A 22902-nucleotide genomic window follows, 5' to 3' on the forward strand; every position below is an offset into this window, starting at 1 on the left:
TGCTGCGCGTGGCCGGCTCCCGTGCGAGTCGCGCGCTCGGGAGAGGATGGCCGTATGGATCTTCGAATCTTCACCGAACCTCAGCAAGGCGCGACCTACGACACGCTGTTGACCGTGGCCAAGGCCACCGAAGACCTCGGCTTCGGGGCCTTCTTCCGCTCGGACCACTACCTGCACATGAGCGGCGACGGCCTGCCCGGTCCCACCGACGCGTGGATCACCCTGGCCGGACTGGCCCGGGAAACCAAGCGCATCCGACTGGGCACGCTGATGACGGCGGCGACCTTCCGCCTACCCGGCGTGCTCGCGATCCAGGTTGCGCAGGTCGACGCGATGTCCGGGGGCCGGGTCGAACTGGGCATCGGCGCGGGCTGGTTCGAACAGGAGCACACCGCGTACGGGATCCCGTTTCCGCGCGAGAGGTTCGGGCGGCTCGAGGAGCAGTTGGACATCCTGACCGGGCTCTGGGACACCCCGGTCGGCGACACCTTCCGCTACGACGGGCGGCACTACTCCCTGGCCGACTCGCCCGCGCTGCCCAAGCCCGCGCAGCACCCGCACCCGCCGATCCTGATCGGCGGCTTCGGCGCCAAGCGCACGCCTGCCCTGGCCGCCCGCTTCGCGAACGAGTTCAACGTCCCGTTCGGGTCGGTGGACACCAGCGCGCAGCAGTTCGAGCGGGTCCGGGGCGCACTGACCGAGCACGGTCGCAAGGCGGAGGACATGGTCTTCTCGAACGCGCTGGTGGCCTGCGTGGGCAAGGACGACGCCGAGGTGGCCCGGCGTGCCGCGGCGATCGGCCGCGAACCCGCCGAGCTCCGGGAGAACGGCCTCGCCGGTTCACCGGGCGAAGTGGTCGACAGGATCGGCCGGTTCGCCGAGATCGGTTCGACCCGGATCTACTTCCAGATCCTGGACCTGGACGACCTGGACCACCTGGAGTTGATCGCTTCGGAGGTGATGACCCAGCTCGGCGGCTGACGGCGAGCCGAGGGCGAACGGGATGCCAGGGGAACCCGGGAGATCCGGGAGACCGGCAGGCCCGGGAACAGGAACGGGAAAGGGCCCTGTCGCAGCCCGTGCGCTGCGACAGAGCCCCTCTTCTCACCCCACCGCCCCCGGTGCCACAGCGGGCGGCCGTTCGGTGTGTTCCCTCGGTGTCAGGCGGTCGCGGGAGTGTCCTCGTCGCCGTCGCCGAAGGTGCCGCTGCCCGCGAGCAGCGCGCTGCGGGTGCCGCGTGCGCGGTACCACATGACGCCGCCGATCATCAGGAGCGTGCCGCCGGCGGTGCCGAGCAGGCGCGGGTCCAGCAGGCTTCCGGTGCGCGCGAGGCTACCGCCGCCGCCCCCGTTGCCGCTGCCGGCGGAGGTGCCGGAACTGGTGCCGGAGGCGGTCCCGGTGGTCGTGCCGGTCGTGGTGCCCGTCGTCGTTCCGGTCGTGGTGCCCGTGGTGGTACCCGTGGTGGTTCCGGTGGTGTCACCGGCCGTGGTGCCGGTGGTGGTCCCGGTGGTCGTGCCGGTCGTGGTGCCCGTCGTCGTTCCGGCCGTGGTGCCCGTGGTGGTCCCGGTGGTGGTGCCCGTCGTGGTGCCGGTCGTCGATCCGTTGGTGGCTCCGGCGTGCACGAGCGTGATCTTGAAGGGCCGTTCGACCTTGGGCCCGGTCTCGGACGCGGTGACCGTCAGGATGTAGTCGCCGTCGGTCCACGTGGCCCCGGTCCGCGGGAAGATGGAGCGGACCGCGGTGTAGAGACCTTGTGCGTCCGTCCGGTCCGAGGCCAGCTCGACCGAAGGGAAGGTCGTGTCGTTCTTCTTGGTGACCGTGGCCTTGAACGGGACGCTCGCGGGGAAGTTCGTCAACGAGAGCGAGTAGTTGACCTCGACGCCCGCCGCGTCGGGAATCTTGATCTCTTCGTCGAAGCCCACGGTCGGGACGACCGTGGCCACCACCTTCCAGGTGGTCCCCTCGAGCTTCAGGTTGACCCGCGCGAGGTCGTTCGCCACGACCGTGCCGGCGTCATCCAGGCACTGGGCCCGGACGCGGTAGTCACCGGCCGCCCCGTTCGGGTTGATCGGCTTCGGCGTAATCGCCGGCTTGCGGTCCGCCGGCAGCGGCTGTGGGGAGAATCCGCCGATGCGAATCTCGGAGCCGCCCCCGGGAGGAGTCATGATGAACAGGAACTTGGTCGCTGCCTGAGGACACGCCTTCGCGGCGGTGATGCTCGCCCGTGCCCCCAACTCACCACTCGTGGGATCGAGAACGAGCGTCTCGTCCTCACCGGTCGGTGGCGTCGTCGTCGGCGGCGCGGTGGTCGGCGGCTCGGAGGTGGGCGGAGCGGCCACGCTCCACGTCTTGCCGTCCGGTCCGTCCGCCGTGGTGATGTCGACCGACGCGGGTTCACTCAGCAACTCGCCGAGTTCGCTGACACACTGCGCGGTCATCTTGAAGGTGCCCGTGAGATCGGTCGCCGCCAGGAACAACCGGATCGGTGCGGTGCGGTCGGGGATGCGATCGGCGGGAAGCGGATCGCCCGTCTCGCCACCGATCAGACGCGGCGTCGTGAGCGTGCCCCCGGACACGGTCCACCGGAAGTTGACGGCCGGTTCCGCGCAGGGCACCGTCGCCTTCATCGTGACCTTGGTATCGATCTTGCCGGTGCCCGGAGCGACGATGATCGTCGGTGTCGGGGAGCCGGAGTCGGCTGCCGCCGCGAGCGTCGGCATGGCCGACATTACGAGCAGCCCGGCTCCGCACGATGCCAGCACGCGCGCGAGTCTTAGGCTCATCTGGTCAACTCCGTTGAGAAGAAAGGAAAACGGGGACGGATCGCAAGTGGGCCACCGGGAGAATCCCGGCGGCCCAAGGCGTTGTCACCGACGCCGCGTCACCACCACAGGCGGGACGAGTCGAGGGTGATCGCGACCGAAGTGGTCGCCTTCGAGTTCGTGCCGGAGAGCACGAGCGTGTAGGAACCGTCGGCCACGGTCGCCGGAAGCGTCAGCAGCGCGCCGCCCCAGGTGCCGTCGGGCGCGATCTGCGGCTGGAGCGAAACCGGGGTGGAGGTGCCGTCGGCCGCGCGCACCGCGCCGTCCACGTGCTCACCGGGCGCGAAGCCGCGAAACAGGACCAGACCGAAGCGCAGCGCGCCGATCTTGGTCGGCAGCGCCCGGGCCTCGGGCGAAAGCGCGCTCCACACACCGGAGTTGACGCGCAGGTCGACCGACGCGGGCTCGGTGATGGTCAACACACCGTCGACGCCGGTCGTGTAGCACTGGGCGACGAGCCTGTGCGCGACGCCTTCCTGCGTGGCGGAGCCGACCGGGAACAGCGCACGCCGGCCGACGACCGCGGTGTCCGCGACCTTGTCGGCCGGCAGCGGGGTGCCCAGGAACGAGCCACCGAAGACCCGCTCGTTGGCGCCCTCCGAACGCACCACGAACCGGAACGCGGTCGCGTCGGGGCCGCACGGCACACTCGCGCGAACGGTCGCCTTGCCGGTGGCGTCGGCCGGGCCGTACAGCGGGCTCACCTTGATCGTGCCCGGCGCGGTGGTCGCCGGCGACGTGGGAGCGGCGTCCGTGGCGATGGCCGGCACGGAGGCGATCGCGAGCGCGGCCGGAACCGCGACCGTGAGCGCGAGCAGACGACGGAGCTTCATGAAATGCCCTTCCGGGGTCAGTGGGTTCGAGCAAAACAGCACGCGGCGGCCGGTTGGGCATCCGCGAGGGAAACGTCAGGCGCTCGCGATGGCGAATGGATGAGCGATCCGCCACCGGAGGGTGAACAGTGCCGCGAGGACACTCGAGACATCGGATCGGGAAGGCCGCCGCGTCGGAGCATCACGTCGACCCGGCGACAATCAGGGCCTGAAACCGTGGAAGGCCCGGATCGGGAGCTGCGCCGGAGCCTCGGCCCCCTGGTGCACACGATCGTCGCGGTGTCGTCCAGGGCGAACCCACCGCTGCCGGCGTTCCTCGGCGGCCGCGTCGTGCGCGCGACACCGAGACCGTTCTCGCGCGGGGCCCCGCGCTCATCGAGAAGAGGTTGCGCCACGGGCCCGAAGGCCCGTGGGACGGGCCGTCCCTGATCCCTCGATTCGGGACGGCCCGCCACTGGTCACGTCTTGCGGTTCGGCTCGGGCAAGGACTAGGCGACGAAGCCGAAGGTCTGCCAGATCGGGACCTGAGCCGGGGCCTTGGCCCAGTTGATGAACGCGATCGTGTCGGTGTCGCTCTCGGTGTCCAGCGGGTCGTAAACGAAGTAGACCGAGCGGTTGCCGACGAAGCCGGTCGCGTTCGGCGCCTTGCCGTCGATCTGGCGCGGGGTGAAGCCGTTGGTGTGGTTGGTCACGCCCGACGCGGGGGTGGTCTGCTCGCCGTACGCGGCCTGCGAGTAGGGGATGATCGCGTCGGTCGTGGTGATCTGCGGCGCGTCGCCGCGGTTCTCCTGCGCGGTCTGGATCACGGTCGCGGCGCAGGCGCCGTTCGCGGCCGAGGTCGGGTCGAAGCCACCGAGCACCTTGTCGATGAACTCCTGGCGGGTGCCGGAACCGGCCTGCGGGATGTGCTTCTGGATCGCACCCGACAGGCTCGGGTTGATCTGGCTCCAGTTGGTGATCGAGCAGTCGTAGATGCCGTGCAGCTGCGCCGAGGTCAGGCTCGCGGGCGCGCCGGCCTTCTTGGTGGCCCAGGTGACCGCGTCGCCGCCGACGCGGACGAAGGTGAGCGTGGTCTCGGCGGTGCCGGCCTTCGGGCCACGCGAGGAACGCGCGAAGTTGAGGCAGTTGGCACTGGTACCGGCGCGCTCGGCCAGCAGCGCGTTGATGCCGGCGCTCGACCCGTTCGGCCACGGGTTGGCGCCGGTGCCGTACTGGGTGTTGCACGCCGCCTTGCCGGTGGCCTGGCCACCGGCCGGGACGCCGGCGTTCACGGTTATCCAGTTGTTGCCGCCCGGGTCCACGTTGGCGGCATAGTCCGACGCAAGCGCCGCGGTGACGTTCTGCAGCGTGTCCGAACCGGCGTTGACGTAAGTGGCCGCGTTCGCCGACGCGTTGGCGCCGACGACGAGCGCCATGGCGGCGGTCGCGGTGCCCAGTACGGTGGCGGTCTTGCGCATGCTGAAGACGCTGGACATTCGAAGTCCCAACTCTCTCTTGGCATTTGCTGGCCGTCGACCGCAGTGGCCGACGCCGACAACGCTGCCGGCGGCTTGATCGTCGTGGGATGTCCGGCAGGGAAACGGCACCGGGCCGCACGAGGCGCCGACACGAACGGACCGCGCCTGTAACGGAAACCGGATACTCCACAACCGGAGCGGCACGGATACGACAACTGCCGTACACCCTCGGCACCGGTTGTTTCCGTAGCGGACAGTTGCCGAGGGGCTGCGCTCTGGTTGTCTCCAGGCGAGGGGCATCCGGCTTGATCGCCGGGCGACATGACGAACGGTCAGGTCGGTTCGCCACCCGCTTCCAGGAGCCGACAGCCATGGCACATCCGCCCGTGTTCGCACCCGAGTCGCCGGAACTCATCGATCGGCCCCGGCGGATCGTGGTACGCCGGACCAGGGCCGACCACGCCTTCCGCTGGACCACGCGCGGCGTCGCGATCCTGGTCCTGGGGCTGCTCGTCGCGATCGGCGGCTACCTGCTCTACCAGGGCAGCAGCGCACTGGATCGGGCCGGTTGGGGATTCCTGACCGAGGACGTGTGGGAGCCCAAGTCCGGCACGTTCGGCGTACGCGGCCTGCTCACCGGCACGGTCCTGGTCGCGCTCGTCGCGCTCGTGGTCGCGGTGCCCATCGCGCTCACCGCGGCCCTGTACATCACCGAGTTCGCGCCCCGGCGCCTGCGCGGCGTGCTCACCTCGACCGTGGACCTGATGGCCGCGATGCCCAGCATCATCTACGGCATCTTCGGCTTCTTCGTGCTGCAACCCCAGTTGATCCCGGTCAGCCGATGGCTCGCCACGAACCTGGAATTCCTGCCGATCTTCGAGATCCGCACGATCGACGTGAAAGCCCGCTTCGTGGACAGCCAGTTCAGCTCGTCGCTGTTCATCTCCGGCGTGGTCGTGTCCACGATGGTCATCCCGATCTGCTGCTCGGTCAGCCGCGAGGTGTTCGGCCAGGCGCCGGTCGGGGAAAAGGAGGGCGCGCTCGCGCTCGGCGCCACCCGCTGGGGCGTGATCCGCGCGGTGGTCCTGCCGTTCGGTCGCGGCGGCATGATCGGCGGCATCATGCTCGGCCTGGGCCGGGCCCTGGGCGAGACCATCGCCGTCGCGATGATCATCTCGTTCAACACCGACTTCTCGTTCCGCATCCTCGACGGCCAGGGCTCGACGATCTCCTCGTTGATCGTCCTGAAGTACGGCGAGGCCGACAACGAGTCGATCTCCGCGCTGATGGCCGCCGGCCTCGCGCTCTTCGTCCTCACCCTCGCCGTCAACACCGTCGCCGGTGTGCTGGTCGCGCGCTCGCGCAGCGGCAAGTCCACCGAGATCTGAACACCGAACAGCGGCTCCACCAGACCCACCACCGAGGGGATCCACGACGATGACCGTCACCGAGCCGATCGTTCGGCCCGGGCCCGACGCGCCGCCGCCCGCGACCGCGCCGCGACCACCGGAGGAAGCCCGCGTGGCGCTGCGCCGCGTGGCCCCCGACGACGTCGGCGTCGCGCTCGGCGCGGGGGTCGCGGGCGCGAGCCTCGCCTGGGTGCTCTACGGGCGGATCCTGCCGGTCACCGGCTGGCAGGGATACCTGATCACCGCGTACGTGTGCTTCCTGGTGCTGTACGCCACAGCCACCCGCATGCGCTTGGACAGGGTGGCCGCGAGCGACCGGGTCGCGGGCGCGGTGATCTCCACCGGCGCGGCCCTGATGGTCGGCACGGTCGCGACCGTGATCGGGTACGTCTTCGTCAAGGGCTTCGGCCAGATTCTGCACGCCGACTTCTTCACCGCCACCCAGCGACACTTCAGCGCGCTGAGCACCGAAGGCGTCGCGGTCGGCGCCGCACACGCCATCGTCGGCACCTTCCAGCAGATGGGCATCGCCATCGTCCTGAGCGTCCCGCTCGGGATGACCGCCGCGATCTACATGAACGAGGTCGGCGGCCGGTTCGCGGCCGTGGTGCGGGTGGTCGTCGAGGCGATGACCGCGATCCCCTCGGTGGTCGCGGGCCTGTTCGTCTACGCCTTCTTCGTCATCTCGCTCGGCCAGGGCTTCTGCGGCCTGGCCGCGGGTCTCGCACTGTCCGTCGAGATGATGCCGGTCGTCACCCGCGCGACCGAGGTGGTGCTGCGCCTGGTGCCCAACGGGCTGCGCGAGGCCTCGTTGGCGCTGGGCGCCGGGGAGTTCCGCACCCTGTGGAACGTGGTCCTGCCCACCGCGCGCAGCGGCCTGGTGACCGCGGTCATCCTCGGCTGCGCCCGCGTGGTCGGCGAGACCGCGCCGGTACTGCTGGTCGCGGGCGGCAGCGCGGGCATGAACTGGAACCCCTTCAGCGGTGTGCAGAACTCGCTGCCGTACTTCATCTGGGAGAACTACAAGTCGCCCAGCGACGAGCTCAATTCCCTCGCGTGGGGCGCCGGCGTCACCCTGCTGCTGATCGTCCTCGTGCTGTTCACCCTCGCGCGCCTGATCGGCGGGCGCACCCCCGGCGAGTCCGGGCGTCGCAAGCGGCAGCGCTCCGCCGTCGCCAAGTCCCTCACCCCGGAGCCCACCTCATGACCAGGATCAGGCGCGTTCCCGCGCTCTTGCTACGACTGGCCACGGCGTCCGCGCTCGCCGTCCCGCTCACCCTGATGCCCGCCGGCAGCGCGTCCGCGGCCGCCGCGATCCACGGCAGCGGCTCCACGTGGAGCGCGCCCGCGACCAAGCAGTGGGCGGCCGACGTCGCCGCCCGCGGCCTCGCCGTCGACTACAACCAGAACGGCTCCACCGCCGGACGCACCGACTTCTCCCAACACCTCGTCGACTTCGCGGTGTCGGAGATCCCCTTCCAGGGCAACTACGTCGACCGCACCGGCAAGGCGACCAACGAACTCGCGGCGCTGGCGAGTACGAACACCAAGTTCAAGTACCTGCCGATCGTCGCCGGCGGTACCTCATTCATGTACAACCTCAAGATCCGCGGCCGGCAGGTACGCAACCTGCAACTGTCGCCGCGCACCATCGCCGGGATCTTCACCAACCAGATCAAGCTGTGGAACGACAAGGCGATCAAGGACGACAACCCGGCGCTCTCGCTGCCGTCGACGCCGATCACCCCGGTCGTGCGCTCCGACGGCTCGGGCACCAGCGCACAGTTCACCGCCTTCCTGACCAACCAGGTCAACGACATCTGGCGGCCGTTCTTCCCCGGCGGGATGACCTCCGAGTTCCCGGTCAAGGGCGCCGCCAAGGCGCAGGCGGGCTCCGAGGGTGTGGCCAACTACGTCGCGGCGGGCTACGGCGACGGTGCGATCACCTACGTGGAGACCGCCTACGCCCTCCAACGCCAGTTCCCGGTCGCCTCCGTCAAGAACGCCGGCGGGGTGTACGTCCAGCCCACCTCCGACGCGGTGGCCGTCGCGCTCACCAAGGCCCGGCTGAACCCGGACAGCACGCAGATCCTCGACGACGTCTACACCAACGCCGATCGGCGCGCGTATCCGATCTCCAGCTACAGCTACATGATCGTGCCGGCCGCCAAGCAGTTCTCGTTCAACGAGGCCAAGGGTGAGACGCTCGGCAAGTTCATCAAGTACTTCCTGTGCGCGGGGCAGGCGCAGGCCCCGAGGTTGGGGTACTCACCGCTGCCGCCCAAGCTGGTCAGCTTCGGCTACGAGGCGATCAAGTCGATCCCCGGCGCGCCGGACCCGGGAGTGATGCCGGCGAACCTGGACAAGCCGACGAAGGCCGACTTCGACGCCTGTCCGAACCCGACCTTCGACCCGTCCTGGGTCCCGCCGGAGCAGAAGTCGCAACAACAGCAGCAGCCGCAGCAGAACGGCGGCAACCAGAACAACAACACGAACGACAACAACAACGGGAACAGCAACAACTCGGCCAACCCGAGCGGAAGTTCCACTCCCACGCCGGGCGACCCCGGTGCCGGGGGCGTGCCCGGGGCGCAGGGTGGGGACGGGAGCAGCGGCGGCGGTACGCCCGACGCGGGCACCGGCGAGGTCGTGGCCGGCGGGGACAAGGGCAACGGCGGGCCCGTGAGCGCGGGATCCGTCGAGGCGGGCGACTCGCCACCGCTGCCACCGGTGTGGTTCTACGCGCTGACCCTGGTCTGCCTCGCGGCGGCCGTGTTCGGCGCCCCGTTCCTGTACAGCCGCCTCGGTCGAGGACGTGGGCCCGATGTCGGTTGAGTCGGTCGAGCCGGTCGAGCCGGTCGAGCCGGTCGGGTCGGGTGACCGGGAGATGTCCGGTCCGTGCGGCGCAGGCGAACTTTCGAACACCGTGTCGGTTTCCGCTCCCGCAGTGCCGCCGCGCCGCGCGAGGATCGGCGCGGGTCGTCCTCGCCGGGAGTCGATCCCGAACGCGGGCGAAAGAAGTGGAGTCGCCGTGACGGGCACCGAACGATCCGCCGCCTCGCCGGACGGACGAGCCCTGTCCGTCGCCGGCGTCCTCGCGTTGTGCGTGGCCCTGCTCGCCGGCTGGCTGAGCGTGGTCGCGGGGTCCGCCGGCGCGGCCGAGCCGGCCCGGCCCGCGGTGACCGTGTCGCAGAGCGCCAACCTGGTCAACCAGCGCATCCTGGTGAAGTGGACCGGCTTCACACTCGCCGCCGGCACCAACAGCATCGTGGTGATGCAGTGCAAGGGCACTACGCCCCGACCTCGGGACTGTTGGGCTCCCCGCTGGACGCAGAACGGCCAGGAGATCAGCCAACCGGACGGGCTGCCACCGGGGTTGGCGACCAAGCAGACCGGGCTGCCCACAGCCGCGGACGGATCGGGGCAGGTCTGGATCCAGGTGCGGCCCGCACTGCAACTGGCCGAACTCGGCTGCTCCGACCGGCAGGCGTGCTCGATCGCGGTGTTCGTGATGCCCGACGAGACAAGCACCGCGACGTCCTTCCGCCCCCTGTCCACCGTGCTCCTGGGCGACACCCTGGCGCCTCGAGACACCGACATGGAACTGGCCTTCGCCGCCGGGCAGGCCGCGTTCACGCCGCTGTCCTTCGTACCCACGCCCGACGCGTGCCCGGGCATGGAGCACCCGGACCTGTCGGTCAACGGCTCCGGCGAGTTCACCCAGGCGGGCGCCTCGTGGGTGTTCGGTCTGTGCTCCGCCCGGAACAACGCGGTCAATATGACGGTGAGCGCCGGCTCCGGACCCAGCGGTCGCGAGGTCTTCCTCAGCGACGGCGTCGACATCGGCGTCACCCAACAGCCGATCGGCGGCGCACTCGACCAGGCCCGTCCGGTACCGCTGCCGGGCATCCGCGACAAGGCCAAGACGGTGTACGCGCCGCTGACCAACGGGGCGCTGGCGTTCGCGTTCAACATCGACGACGTCCAGACCCACCTGCCCATTCCGTCGATGAAACTGACGCCCCGTCTGATCGCGAAGCTGATCACCGGCGCGTATCCGGCCGCGCCGCAGACGCCCGGTTCGATCAGGTCGTTGTGGACGGACCCGGAGTTCACCGCCATCAACGACACCCGCAACTGGCCCGGGAACATCCGGACCCCGATCCTGCGCGGCGTCCAGGACGACACCATCTGGGCGCTGACCACGTGGCTGGCCTCCGACCGGGAGACCCTGGCGTGGCTGTCGGGCACACCGGACCAGAACAACGTGGTGTGTCCCGCGGAGTGGCGCGTGGGCAACGTCGGCTATCCGCTCGCGGTGTACACCAACCGCCTGGAGATGCTCGTCGATGTGAACGTGCCGCAGACGGTGTACGAGGACATCGCCAACCGGCTGGGCAACTCGGTGCCGACCAACCGCTCGATGACCGATGTCGGTCCCAAGGACGACGGCCAGGACAAGTACGGCTTCCACAGCGTCATGGCGATCACCTCGGTCGAGGCGGCCACCCGGATGGGCACGCCGGTGGCCAGGATCCGCAACGCGGCGGGCAACTTCGTCGACCCGACCGACCCCGCGACCGTGCGCGCCGGCCTCGCCGCCGCCAAGCCGGGGCCGGACGGAGTCACGCTGACCAACGACTTCCAGAGCACGGTCGCGAACGCCTACCCGCTCACCGTCACCGACGTGGCGATGGTCTCCACGGACAAGCTCACCGCCGCCAAGGCGGCCAAGATCGACGCCTTCCTCGCCTACGCGGCCACCGCCGGCCAGGTGCAGACCGGGAGCTTCCAGCCCGGCAGCCTGCCGCCCGGCTACATCCCGCTCAGCGACGCCCAGAAGCAGCAGATCGCCGCCGCCCGGCAGAAGATCGCCGCCGCGCCCAAGTGGACCGGCGAGCCGCCGCCCACCACCCCGCCGCCGGTCGACCAGGGCGGCGACAACAACAACGCGGGCGCCTCGGCGGGCACGAGCGCCGGCAACACGGGCAACCCGAACACCCCGCCTGCGACCGACCCGACCCCGGCCCCGACCGCGGCGCCGTCGACCGCGCCCTCCACCGCCCCCGTCGGTGCGGCCACCCCGCCCGCCGACAACAACCCGTTCCCCTCGGTCGCCAACGTGATCAAGGACGCGCTCGCCGGCGACCCGTCCGCGGTCGTGCTGCTGATCCTGATGTGCGTGAGCGGGGCCGCCCTGCTCGCCTGCCCCGTGCTGCTCTCGCTCGGGCACAAGCGCCGCACCGGCGACTGGCCACCGCCGGTGGCCGCCGTCCTGCGCCTGATCGGTCGCCAGGGGGCAGCCGCATGACCGCCGACACCGTCTCCAAGGTGCCCGCGACCGCGCCGGCGACCGCCCCCGCGGCCGCATCGACGCCTGCGGGCGCACCCGCGAGCACCGGCGCGCGACCGCCCGCGAGCGCGAGCAAACCGCGTGCGGGGCGCCCCGACCCGTACACGATCGCCGGCGCGTCGGTCGCGCTGCTCGCGCTGCTCATCGCGGGCTTCGTCGGCTACCTGTACGTGGTCTCCGACATCCAACAGGCGCGCGACCAGAGCATCCTGGCCGACCGGCTCTCCGACGAGCTCTACCGCGACGTCGGCCCGCTCGGCGGCAGCATCGACAAGGGCAGCCCCGTGGCGATGTTGCGGATCCCCGCGATCGGCCTCGGACAGGTCGTGGTCGAGGGCACCACCGCGGACTCGCTCGCCAAGGGACCCGGACACCTGCGCACCAGCGGCCTGCCCGGCCAGGGCGGACACAGCGTGATCATGGGCCGCGCACACACCTTCGGCGGCCCGTTCCGGGACATCGGCAAGCTGCGCGTCGGCCAGCGCATCGAAGCCACCACCCAGCAGGGCGAGTTCACCTACAAGGTGATCGAGCGCCGGCACGTGAGAAACGGCAAGGACGACGTGCTCGCGCCCGGCCGGGAGAACCGGCTCGTGCTGATCACCGCCGACTCGTGGATCCGGCCCGGCGGTCGCACCGTGGTCATCGCCGAACTGCAGGGCGCCCCCAAGGCCCAGGAGGGCCGCCGTCCGCAAGGTCTACGCGCGGACGAGAAGGGCACCGGCGGCTACGCGGACGCCGGCGTGCGACTGCTGCTGTGGGCACAGGCGTTCACGCTCGTGCTCGTCGTCCTGGCCTGGGCGCTGCGCCGCCATCCCGATCGCCGAGTCACGCTCCTGCTCGGCACCCCGGTCGTGCTCGCCGTCGTGTGGGCACTGTACGAATCCGCCGCTCGCGTACTCCCGGCGACGCTCTGACGCCGGTTCTCGTCCGTCCCACTCCACACCCCGGAGGCTCCGCACGTGACCAGCCCGGACAGCGGTGCGACGACTCTCGCTCCCGCAGCCGAGACCCAGCCTTTACCGGCCCAATCCGCCGGCGGGCGTGGCTCGACGCTCACCGCGGAGGCCGTCAGCGCCTGGTTCGGCACCCACAAGGTGCTCGAACGCGTCGACCTCGTGATGGCGGCCAACTCCGTCACGGCCCTGATCGGGCCGTCCGGCTGCGGCAAGTCCACGTTCCTGCGCATCCTCAACCGGATGCACGAACTCGTGCCCAGCGCCCAACTCGCGGGCCGGGTCCTGCTCGACGGCGAGGACATCTACGACTCCACCCGCCGCCCGATCGAGACCCGGCGGCGGGTCGGGATGGTCTTCCAAAAGCCCAACCCGTTCCCGGCGATGTCCATCTACGACAACGTGGTCGCCGGCCTGAAGCTGACCGGCGTGCGCAACGCGGACAAGGACGCCGTCGTGGAGTCCTCGCTGGTTCGGGCCGGCCTGTGGATGGAGGTGAGAAATCGGCTCAGGCAACCCGGCGGCGCGCTCTCCGGTGGTCAGCAGCAGCGTCTCTGCATCGCCCGCTCCCTGGCGGTCGACCCGGACGTGCTGCTCATGGACGAGCCCTGCTCGGCGCTCGACCCGACCTCCACCCGGCGGATCGAGGACACCATCGGCGAGCTGCGCGACGACATCACCATCGTGATCGTCACGCACAACATGCAGCAGGCCCAACGTGTCTCCGACCACTGTGCGTTCTTCCTCGCGGCGGAGAACACCCCCGGCCACATCGTCGAGGCCGGACCCACCACCGCGATCTTCGGCACCCCCCGCGACCCCCGGACGGCCGACTATGTCGCCGGTCGCTTCGGATGAGTCGCGGGCCCCGGACGGTACGCCGGAACGGCACGCGCGCTACGACGTCCACCTGGACGCCGAGCAGCACGTGCGGTGGCGGCTCATCGCCCCGAACGGCCGCGTGCTCGCGCGGTCCGCTCGGGGCCATGTCACGGCGGGGGCCTGCCGTATCGAGTTGGACCGGCTGCGTCGCCGGGTGGTCGACCTCGTGCCTGTCATCGGACGGGCCACCGGAGCGCCGGGCTGGTTCTGGAGCGTGGCTCTGGAACCCAGCGCTCCCGTCGCGTTGTCGGCCCGCACCTACGAGCGCCTGGAGAGTTGCCAGGTGTCCTACGAGAGATTCGTCCGCCTGCTGACCGTCACCGAGCCCGACGACTGGTGACCCGGGCCGCGCGCCCGCCGCGATCACGACGATCGTGGCGGCGCGCCCCTGCGGCCGGGACCTCCCCGTGCTCCTGCGTCGAGCCTTCCGGTGCCCGCGCGGTGGAGCTTCCCGTGCTCCTGCGTCGGGCCTTCCGGTGCCCGCGCGGTGGAGCTTCCCGAGCGCCTGCGGTGGACCTCCCGGTGCCCTGGGGTGGACCCTCCCGTCACGGGAGAGGGCACTGTGGTCGATCGGGAGGTGATGGGGATGTTCCTCGGCATCGGAGACTTCGCACGCGCCACGGGCCTGACCGTCAAGGCGCTGCGATGGTATGACGAACAGGGCGTGCTGGTGCCCGCGGACGTGGATCCGCACACGCGCTACCGCCGGTACACGATCGGCCAACTCGAACAGGCGGGTCTGGTCCGCGCGCTCCGCGCGGCCGGCGTGCCGCTCGCGGCGATCCGCACCGCGATGGGCAACGGCGGTTCCGCACACGAGGCGCTGCGGGCGCGCCGGGAGGCGGTCCGAACCGAACGGGCACGCGAGGACCGGGCGATCGCGGCGGCGGAGCGGGTGCTCGCCGGCGCCGACGTGGACTACGACGTGCGACTGCGCCGGACCGGAGCCCAGGCGTGGGTCGGCGTCGTCGAGTACGTCGCGACGCCCGAGGACACCGAGCCCGTGATCGAGGGCCCCGACGGCGCGGTCGTGGACGCCGACGTCGCGATCGAGGGCGCACTGCTCGACCTGTACGCGAGCCTGCACGCGGACGGCATCGCACCCACCGGCGGCTTCTGGCTCGACCTGGGACGCCCCTCCGACGCCGCCGGGGCAGAGGTCGCCCTGTGCCTGCCACTCGCCGAACCGGTCCCCGAGGGTTGGTCCGTCCCGGGCCGGCGGACGATCGCCGGCGTACGGCCGGCCGGCCGCGAACTGTGCACCGACCACGTGGTCACCGACACCGACCCCGACGACGGCACCGCCGTACACCCCGCGTTCGCCGCGCTCGTCCGCGCCGCCGCCGGACGGGACCTGTCGATCGACCTGGGCAGCCTGCGCCAACACTGCCCGCGAGAGCTCGCGAGCGCGCCCGGGGCGGCGACTCGTATGGCGGTGGAACTGTCGGTCGACGTCGATGGCGACGGTGGCTTCGATGGTGGCGTCGAAGGCGGCGTTGACAGTGGCGTTGACAGTGGCGTCGACGGGTGAAGGCTCGGGGGGAGGGGATGTACGGCGGGGGCGCGCGGAGGGTGTGTCGAGCGAGGGTATGGAGTGAGGGCGCAGACCGGTGAAAAGCGATCGTCGGCGAGTGGGTATCTGACACATAATCGGCCTGGTGTTCCTGACCATCGCAACCACCCATCAGCCCGCCACCGACCTCGGCTTCCTGCTGCACAAGCATCCCGGGAAGGCGCAACGGTTCTCCACGACCTACGGCGAAGCACACGTCTTCTACCCCGAGGCCGACGACACGCGCTGCACCGCGGCGCTGCTGCTCGACGTCGACCCGATCGCGCTCACGCGCGGGGTCAAGCGGGGCAAGGGCGCCAAGGGCTCGCCCGACCTCGCGCTCGCGCAGTACGTCAACGACCGGCCCTACGCCGCCTCGTCGCTGCTCGCGGTCGCGCTCGGCACGGTCTTCCGTACCGCGATGCAGGGGCGCTGCGACGCGCGGCCCGAACTGCCCGCGACGGCGATGCCGTTGGAGATCGAGGTGCCCGCGCTGCCCGCGCGCGGCGGCGAGGAGATGGTCCGGCGGCTGTTCGAGCCGCTGGGATGGCAGGTCGCGATCGAGCCGATTCCGCTGGATCCGCGCTTCCCGGCGTGGGGCGACTCGCGCTATGTGCGGCTCGCGCTGACCGGCACGATGCCGCTCGCGGAGGCCCTGCGGCAGTTGTACGTGCTGCTGCCGGTGTTGGACAACGCGAAGCACTACTGGGTCGCACCCGACGAGGTGGACAAGCTGCTCCGCGCCGGCGAGGGCTGGCTGTCGGCGCACCCGGACCGGGACCTGATCGCGAGCCGATACCTCTCACGGCGACACACCCTCACCCGCAGCGCGATCGAGCGCCTCGCCGAGGTCGACGAGACCGCGCCGGAGAATCTGGACAACGCGGTACCGGACGAGGTCGAGGAGGACGCGGGGGCGGCGGAGGAGTCGGCCGCGGTCGCGGTTGCGAGCGCCGCTTGTGCCGCGGACGTGCCCGAGGGTGTGGGTGCGACGCCGGCGAGTGCGACTGCCGAGAGTGCGCCCGCGGGTGCCCCCGCGACCGGAGTGCCCGCGGGCGCGGGCGATGTCGCTGCGGGCGCAGGTGCCGTCGCCGCGGACGAGTCGCTCGCGACCGCGCCGGCGACCGCCGACGCCGTGGTCGCGGGCGCACCTGCGGGTGCGGGTGCGGACGAGCGGCCCATGACGCTCGCCAGGCAGCGGCGGGACGCGATCCTGGCGGCCCTGCGGGCGGCCGGGGCCGAGCGCGTGCTCGACCTGGGCTGTGGCGACGGCAAGCTGATCGGGTCGATGCTCCGGGAGCCGCGCTTCCGCGAGATCGTCGGGGTAGACGTGTCCACTCGCGCGCTCACCATCGCCGAGCGCAAGCTCAAGCTCGCCCGGATGTCGGAGCGGCAGCGCGACCGCGTGCGGCTGATCCAGGGTGCGCTGACCTACACCGACAAGCGGCTCGTCGGCTACGACGCGGCCGTGCTGTGCGAGGTGATCGAGCACCTGGACGAGCCGCGCCTGCCCGCCCTGGAGTACGCGGTGCTCGGCGCGGCCCGGCCGGCCACCGTCGTGGTGACCACGCCCAACGTCGAATACAACATCCGCTACGCCCCCGAGGAGCCGGGCGGCGAAGGCCTCGCGGCCGGCGCCATGCGGCACGGCGACCACCGCTTCGAATGGGACCGCGCCACGTTTCGCGCGTGGGCCGAACGGGCGGCCGCCAAGTACGGCTACGCGGCCCGCTTCGAACCGGTCGGCGAGGTCGACCCCGAGGTCGGCCCCTCCACCCAGATGGCCGTGTTCACCCGTACCGAGACCGAACCCGCCGGCACCACGCGAACCGCCGACGACCCCCGGCCCGGCGACACCGCCGTCTCCACGTCCGTACCCACCCCCACCGCGAACGACGAAGGCACCGGAGCAACGGCATGACCCACGACGCGAGCGCCCGCCGCGCATTGACCATGCCCGACCTGTGCCTGGTGGTCCTGATCGGCACCACGGGCGCGGGCAAGTCGACCTTCGCCCGCACCCACTTCAAGCCCACCCAGGTGCTCTCCTCCGACTACTTCCGCGGCCTGGTCGCCGACGACGAGAACGACCAGGCGGCCTCCGGTGACGCGTTCGACCTGCTGCACCACGTCGCCCGGATGCGGCTCGCGTCCGGCCGGCTGACCGTCGTGGACGCGACCAACGTGCAGCGCGAGGCCCGCGCGCACCTGGTCAAGGTCGCCCGCGACCACGACGTGTTCCCGGTCGCGATCGTGCTGGACATCCCCGAGGCCGAGTGCCAGGCACGCAACGCCGAGCGCCCGGACCGGATGCACCTGCCCCCGCACGTGGTCCAGCGCCAGCACCGGGACCTGCGCCGATCGCTGCGCGGCCTGCAACGCGAGGGCTTCCGCAAGGTGCACGTGCTCTCCGGCGTGGACGAGGTCGCCCGCGCCGAGATCGTGCACGAGCGCCGATACAACGACCTGCGGCACCTGACCGGGCCGTTCGACGTGATCGGCGACATCCACGGCTGCCGCGCCGAGTTGGAGACGCTGCTGATCGAGCTCGGCTATGGGATCACCCGCGACGACGCGGGGCGCCCGGTCGACGCCGTACACCCCCTGGGCCGCACCGCCGTGTTCGTCGGCGACCTGGTGGACCGCGGACCGGATACGCCGGGCGTGCTGCGCCTGGTGATGGGCATGGTCGGCGCCGGACACGCGCTGTGCGTACCGGGCAACCACGAGAACAAGTTGGTGCGCGCGCTCAAGGGACGGCAGGTCAAGACCACCCACGGCCTTGCCGAGTCGCTCGAACAACTGGCCGCGGAGAGCGAGGAGTTCCGCGCCGAGGTGGTCGACTTCTGCGAGGCCCTGGTGAGCCACTACCTGCTCGACGAGGGCAGGCTCGTGGTGTGCCACGCGGGTCTTCCGGAGAAGTACCACGGTCGGATGTCCGGTCGGGTGCGCAGCTTCGCGCTGTACGGCGACACCACGGGGGAGACCGACGAGTACGGTCTGCCGGTGCGCTACCCGTGGGCCGACGAGTACCGGGGCAAGGCGACCGTGGTCTACGGCCACACGCCCACGCCCCGTGCCGTGTGGGTGAACAACACGATCTGCCTGGACACCGGCGCGGTGTTCGGCGGCGAGCTGACCGCGCTGCGCTGGCCGGAGCGCGAGTTGGTCGCCGTGGCGGCCGAGCGGGTCTGGTACGAGCCGGTGCGACCGTTGGCCTCGGAGGCGCCCGGTGGTCGGGACGGGCGCACCCTCGACCTGGGCGACGTGCTCGACCTGAGCCCCGGCGGGGTCGGTCGCCGGCACGTCGAGACGGCCGGCGCGGGCAGGGTGACGGTACGTCAGGAGAACGCGGCGGCGGCCCTGGAGGTGATGAGCCGGTTCGCCATCGACCCGCGCTGGCTGGTGTACCTGCCGCCGACGATGGCCCCGTGCGCGACCAGCACGCTGCCGGGCCTGCTCGAACATCCGGCCGAGGCGTTCGCGCAGTTCCGCGCGGACGGGGTCGCCACGGCGATCTGCGAGGAGAAGCACATGGGCTCGCGCGCGGTCGCCCTGGTCTGCCGGGACGAGGCAGCCGCGCGCGAGGCGTTCGGGGTGGACGAGGGGATGGGTGTGGGCGCGGTGTGGACGCGCACCGGCCGCGGCTTCTTCCCCGACCGCGCCACCACCGACGGCTTCCTGGACCGGCTGCGCGCGGCGATCGACGCCGCCGGGCTGTGGGCGGAACTGGACACCGACTGGTTGCTGTTCGACGCCGAGCTGATGCCGTGGTCGGCGAAGGCGCAGGAGTTGTTGCGGCGGCAGTACGCGTCGGTGGGCGCGGCCGCGACCTCCGCGCTGCCGGTCGCCGGCGCCGCGCTGGCGCGTGCACTCGAACGCGGAATCGACGTCGGCGAGCTCGCCGACCGGATCCGGGGCCGCGAGGCGAACGCGCACGCCTTCGTGGACGCGTACGGCCGGTACTGCTGGGAGACCGACGGTCTCGCGGGTCTGCGCTTCGCGCCGTTCCAGGTGCTCGCCGGGCGCGGCGGGTCCTACCTGGGGCGGGACCACGCGTGGCATCTCGCACTCGCCGACCGCCTGGTGGCAGCCGACACCTCGGGGTTGCTCGCGCCCACCGGCCGACTGGTCGTGGACGTCACCGACGACGAACAGGTCGCGGCGGGCATCGAGTGGTGGACCGCGCTGACCGCGGCCGGCGGTGAGGGCATGGTCGTCAAACCGCTCGCGGGCGAGGCGGCGCGGGTGGCGAACCGACGTGTGCAGCCCGGGGTCAAGTGCCGTGGTCCGGAGTACCTGCGGATCATCTACGGCGCCGACTACACCGAACCGGTGAACCTGGAGCGGTTGCGCAATCGCGGCCTGGGCCACAAGCGTTCGATGGCGCTGCGCGAGCACGCGCTGGGCGCCGAGGCACTGGACCGACTGGCGGCCGGCGAGGCGCTGTGGCGCGTGCACGAGGCGGTCTTCGCCGTACTCGCGCTGGAATCGGAGCCGGTGGACCCCAGGCTCTGAGTCCGCGTCACCTGTTCGCAGCAAGGGCGGTATCCGTGGCGACACGGATACCGCCCTTGTGTGCGTGATTGCCGGAAAGTTTCGGGTATGTCGCTTCAGTGTCCTGTGCCGATCGAGGCGGATCGACGGTCCCGTGTCGAGAGGTCCCGGCGACACCGCAGGTCGTGACCTGTGTCGGAGGTGCGTGCCCGCTCCCGGGTGCAGGATCCGAACGTGGTGGAAAGCGGAGCCGAACCCGCGGCGCCGGATCGCCTCGACACACGGAGGAGCAGCGATGAGCCACGTGGTGGATCCCACGACCCCCACGTCCTCGCCGGCGGCCGCACCCGAGACCTCGTCGCAGGCGTCCGCACCCGCGGCCGGCGAGACCTCGCAGGGCACCCTCGGCCTCCCGCAGGCGACCGCACTCGTGGTCGGCGGCGTCCTGGGCACCGGGATCTTCCTGCTACCGGCCACGCTCGCCAAGTACGGCACGATCAGCATCCTCGCCCTCGGCCTGGTGACCATCGGCGCCCTGGCGATCGCGGCGATCCTCGGCGGACTCGGTGCGCGTGTCCCGGCGGCCGGCGGTCCGTACGCCTACGCCCGTGCGGCGTTCGGCGAGTTCCCCGGCTTCCTGACCGCGTGGTCGTTCTGGATCACCGCCTGGGTCGGCAACGCCGCCATCGCGGTGGCCTGGGTGGGCTACGTGAACTACTTCCTGCACTGGGACTCCATGCCCGGCAAGATCGCGATCGCCCTGGTCGGCCTGTGGATCCCGGCCCTGATCAACCTGTCCGGGGTCGGGAACACGGGCCTGTTCCAAGTCGTGACCACCGTGCTCAAGGTCGTTCCGCTGCTGTTCGTGGCCGTTGTCGGTCTGTTCTTCGTCGAGGGCGGCAACTTCGGCGAGTTCAACACGAGCGACGAGAACTTCCTCGGCGCTTTGCAGGTCTCCGCGGCGCTGGTGGTGTTCGCCTACTCGGGCATCGAGGCCGCGTCCGTGGCCGCCCGGAAGGTCGAGAACCCCGAACGCGACATCGGCAGGGCCTCGATCCACGGCACGCTCGCCTGCGCCGCCCTGTACATGCTGAGCACGATCGCGGTGATGGGGACCGTCCCGCACGCCGAACTCGTCGACTCGTCCGCACCGTTCTCCGACGCGCTGAACCACATGTTCGGCGGCGGCCCCTGGGGCGGGGTGATGGCCGCGGTTGCGATCGTCTCCGGCATCGGCGCGCTCAACGGCTGGACCCTGCTGTGCGCGGAGATGCCGTACGCGGCGGCGAAGGACGGCGTGTTCCCCCGGCGGTTCGCCGTTGTCGACCGGGCGGGTGTGCCGGTCTTCGGCGTGCTGGTCGCCGCCGTCCTGACCTCGGTCGTGGTCGCGGTGAACCACGTGTGGTCCGAGGACGCCTTCGAGACGATCCTGCTCCTGGCCACCGTCACCACCGTGATCCCCTACCTGTCCTCCGCTTCGGCGCAACTGCTCTGGCTGGTCACCCGCGAGCGTGCGGTCACTCGCGCGGCACTGGCCAAGGACCTCACCATCGCCGTCGCGGGCTTGCTGTTCGCCCTGTGGATGCTCCACGGCGCGGGCATGGACGCGGTGCTCAAGAGCCTGATCATGCTGGTGCTCGGCATCCCGGTCCATCTCCGGGTCAAGGCCGCGCGCGGCGCGTACCGCCCCGGCGACAAGGAGGCGAGCCGCGTCGAAGTCGAGGGCGCGACCCCCGCCATGCGCGAGTAGCGCGGCGCACGCGCCCAGCGTGCGTCGTACCTTTCGAAATCGGAAACATCATTCGCAGGCGCACACGGCACGAGAACGGGAAGCACCGTCGGAAGCAGAACCGGACCCGGTCCCGATGGCCGGAAGGCACACCGCAGTTCGCAACGGTCAGGAGGACCATCCATGGGGTTCCACGTCGAGTCGGAGACCGGTCGACTCAAGCAGGTGATCCTGCACCGCCCGGATCTGGAGATGAAGCGGCTGACCCCGACGAACAAGGACGAACTCCTGTTCGACGACGTCTTGTGGGTCAAGCGGGCCCGCGAGGAGCACGACGGTTTCGCGGACGCGCTGCGGGATCGGGGCATTCGTGTCCACCTGTTCACGGACCTGCTGCGCGAGACGCTCTCGGGCGAGCCGGCCGCCAAGAAGATGGTGCTGGACCGGGTCTTCGACGAACGCGAGTTCGGCCTGCTGGCGGTGGACGAGTTGCGCGGTCTGTTCGAGGGCTTCGACACCAACGAGCTGGTGCGCTACCTGGTGGGCGGGATCACCAAGCGCGAGATCCTGGAGTTGATGCAGGAACCGCACAGCGTCGCGTTCCACACGATGGACGTGGACGACTTCGTGCTCAAGCCGCTGCCCAACCACATCTTCACCCGGGACACCTCGTGCTGGGTCTACGACGGCGTCGCGGTGAACGCGATGATGATGCCCGCCCGGCGGCGCGAGACCGTGCACTTCGAGGCGATCTACAACTACCACCCGAACTTCGCCAAGGGCGACTTCAACGTGTGGAACCCGGGCCAGAGCAGCTTCCCCGCGTCGATGGAGGGCGGCGACGTGCTGGTGATCGGCAACGGCGCGGTCCTGGTCGGGATGAGCGAGCGGACCACCCCGCAGGGCGTCGAGGCGCTCGCGCGGGCGCTGTTCAAGCACGGTTCCGCGACGAAGGTGGTCGCCCTGAACATGCCGAAGAAACGCGCCTTCATGCACCTGGACACGGTGATGACGATGCTCGACGGCGAGACCTTCACCAAGTACGCGGGCATGGGCATGCTGCCGTCGTACACGATCGAGCCGGGCGAGCACGACAAGGAACTCAAGGTCACCGACCACCCGGCACACGACATGCACAAGGCGATCGCGAACGCCCTGGACCTGTCCGACATCCGGGTGCTGACCGCGACGCAGGACGTGCGCTCCGCCGAGCGCGAGCAATGGGACGACGGTTGCAACGTGCTCGCGGTCGAACCCGGGGTGGTCTTCGCCTACGAACGCAATGTCACCACGAACACCTACCTGCGCAAGAACGGCATCGAGGTGGTCACCATCCGGGGCAGCGAGCTCGGCCGCGGTCGCGGTGGGCCGCGCTGCATGAGCTGTCCGGTGGAGCGCGAGGCCGTCTAACC

16 protein-coding genes are annotated in these 22902 nt (G+C 70.9%); 13 read left to right on the forward strand and 3 right to left on the reverse strand.

Going from position 1 to position 22902, the window contains the following annotated elements:
- The first annotated feature begins 54 nt into the window (after positions 1 to 54).
- Entirely contained in the window at positions 55 to 981 is a 927-nt protein-coding gene (locus ACZ4FV_RS00560) for an LLM class F420-dependent oxidoreductase (RefSeq protein WP_395859842.1), read from the forward strand.
- 179 nt (positions 982 to 1160) lie between these two features.
- On the opposite strand, the gene ACZ4FV_RS00565 is transcribed toward ACZ4FV_RS00560, so the two are convergent.
- From ACZ4FV_RS00565 to ACZ4FV_RS00575, 3 genes are all read right to left on the reverse strand, one after another.
- The gene (locus ACZ4FV_RS00565; RefSeq protein WP_465321484.1) at positions 1161 to 2720 is read right to left on the reverse strand and encodes a hypothetical protein; all 1560 of its coding nucleotides are present in this window, start codon (positions 2718 to 2720) and stop codon (positions 1161 to 1163) included.
- Between the two features lie 161 nt (positions 2721 to 2881).
- Positions 2882 to 3655, reverse strand: coding sequence for a hypothetical protein (locus ACZ4FV_RS00570; protein ID WP_465321486.1), 774 nt, complete (start codon positions 3653 to 3655; stop codon positions 2882 to 2884).
- A 488-nt stretch (positions 3656 to 4143) separates the two neighbouring features.
- On the reverse strand, positions 4144 to 5112 hold the full coding sequence (locus ACZ4FV_RS00575; RefSeq protein ID WP_395859838.1) for a PstS family phosphate ABC transporter substrate-binding protein: 969 nt from the start codon (positions 5110 to 5112) through the stop codon (positions 4144 to 4146).
- Between the two features lie 371 nt (positions 5113 to 5483).
- On the opposite strand from ACZ4FV_RS00575, the gene pstC reads away from it, so the two are divergent.
- The 12 genes from pstC (at position 5484) to ACZ4FV_RS00635 (ending at position 22900) form a co-directional block, all read left to right on the forward strand.
- Positions 5484 to 6500: a phosphate ABC transporter permease subunit PstC gene (pstC, locus tag ACZ4FV_RS00580; protein WP_395859837.1), complete on the forward strand. Its 1017-nt coding sequence runs from the start codon at positions 5484 to 5486 to the stop codon at positions 6498 to 6500.
- A 49-nt stretch (positions 6501 to 6549) separates the two neighbouring features.
- Positions 6550 to 7728 carry a phosphate ABC transporter permease PstA gene (pstA, locus tag ACZ4FV_RS00585; RefSeq protein WP_395859836.1) on the forward strand — a complete coding sequence of 393 codons (1179 nt, stop codon included), beginning with the start codon at positions 6550 to 6552 and terminating at the stop codon, positions 7726 to 7728.
- Positions 7725 to 9356: a phosphate ABC transporter substrate-binding protein PstS gene (gene pstS / locus ACZ4FV_RS00590; protein WP_395859835.1), complete on the forward strand. Its 1632-nt coding sequence runs from the start codon at positions 7725 to 7727 to the stop codon at positions 9354 to 9356. Before pstA ends, pstS begins: the two co-directional genes overlap by 4 nt.
- Positions 9357 to 9552: 196 nt before the next feature.
- Complete coding sequence (locus ACZ4FV_RS00595) at positions 9553 to 11832, forward strand: hypothetical protein (RefSeq protein ID WP_402229292.1); 2280 nt, start codon at positions 9553 to 9555, stop codon at positions 11830 to 11832.
- Positions 11829 to 12791 carry a sortase gene (locus ACZ4FV_RS00600; protein ID WP_465321489.1) on the forward strand — a complete coding sequence of 321 codons (963 nt, stop codon included), beginning with the start codon at positions 11829 to 11831 and terminating at the stop codon, positions 12789 to 12791. The genes ACZ4FV_RS00595 and ACZ4FV_RS00600 overlap by 4 nt, the downstream gene beginning before the upstream one ends.
- Before the next feature lie 180 nt (positions 12792 to 12971).
- Entirely contained in the window at positions 12972 to 13688 is a 717-nt protein-coding gene (locus tag ACZ4FV_RS00605) for a phosphate ABC transporter ATP-binding protein (RefSeq protein ID WP_395859937.1), read from the forward strand.
- Positions 13666 to 14052 (forward strand): YegP family protein, encoded by a 387-nt coding sequence (locus ACZ4FV_RS00610; RefSeq protein WP_355529452.1) that lies wholly within the window; start codon positions 13666 to 13668, stop codon positions 14050 to 14052. Before ACZ4FV_RS00605 ends, ACZ4FV_RS00610 begins: the two co-directional genes overlap by 23 nt.
- A 246-nt stretch (positions 14053 to 14298) precedes the next feature.
- Complete coding sequence (locus ACZ4FV_RS00615) at positions 14299 to 15243, forward strand: MerR family transcriptional regulator (protein ID WP_465321491.1); 945 nt, start codon at positions 14299 to 14301, stop codon at positions 15241 to 15243.
- Between the two features lie 127 nt (positions 15244 to 15370).
- On the forward strand, positions 15371 to 17185 hold the full coding sequence (locus ACZ4FV_RS00620; protein WP_465321493.1) for a 3' terminal RNA ribose 2'-O-methyltransferase Hen1: 1815 nt from the start codon (positions 15371 to 15373) through the stop codon (positions 17183 to 17185).
- Positions 17182 to 19782, forward strand: coding sequence for a polynucleotide kinase-phosphatase (locus ACZ4FV_RS00625; protein ID WP_465321495.1), 2601 nt, complete (start codon positions 17182 to 17184; stop codon positions 19780 to 19782). The genes ACZ4FV_RS00620 and ACZ4FV_RS00625 overlap by 4 nt, the downstream gene beginning before the upstream one ends.
- 274 nt (positions 19783 to 20056) lie before the next feature.
- Positions 20057 to 21511 carry an amino acid permease gene (locus tag ACZ4FV_RS00630; RefSeq protein ID WP_465321496.1) on the forward strand — a complete coding sequence of 485 codons (1455 nt, stop codon included), beginning with the start codon at positions 20057 to 20059 and terminating at the stop codon, positions 21509 to 21511.
- Positions 21512 to 21673: 162 nt separating this feature from the next.
- Positions 21674 to 22900: an arginine deiminase gene (locus ACZ4FV_RS00635; protein ID WP_395859828.1), complete on the forward strand. Its 1227-nt coding sequence runs from the start codon at positions 21674 to 21676 to the stop codon at positions 22898 to 22900.
- Positions 22901 to 22902: the final 2 nt, after the last annotated feature.

Source organism: Embleya sp. NPDC025285, assembly GCF_055558835.1.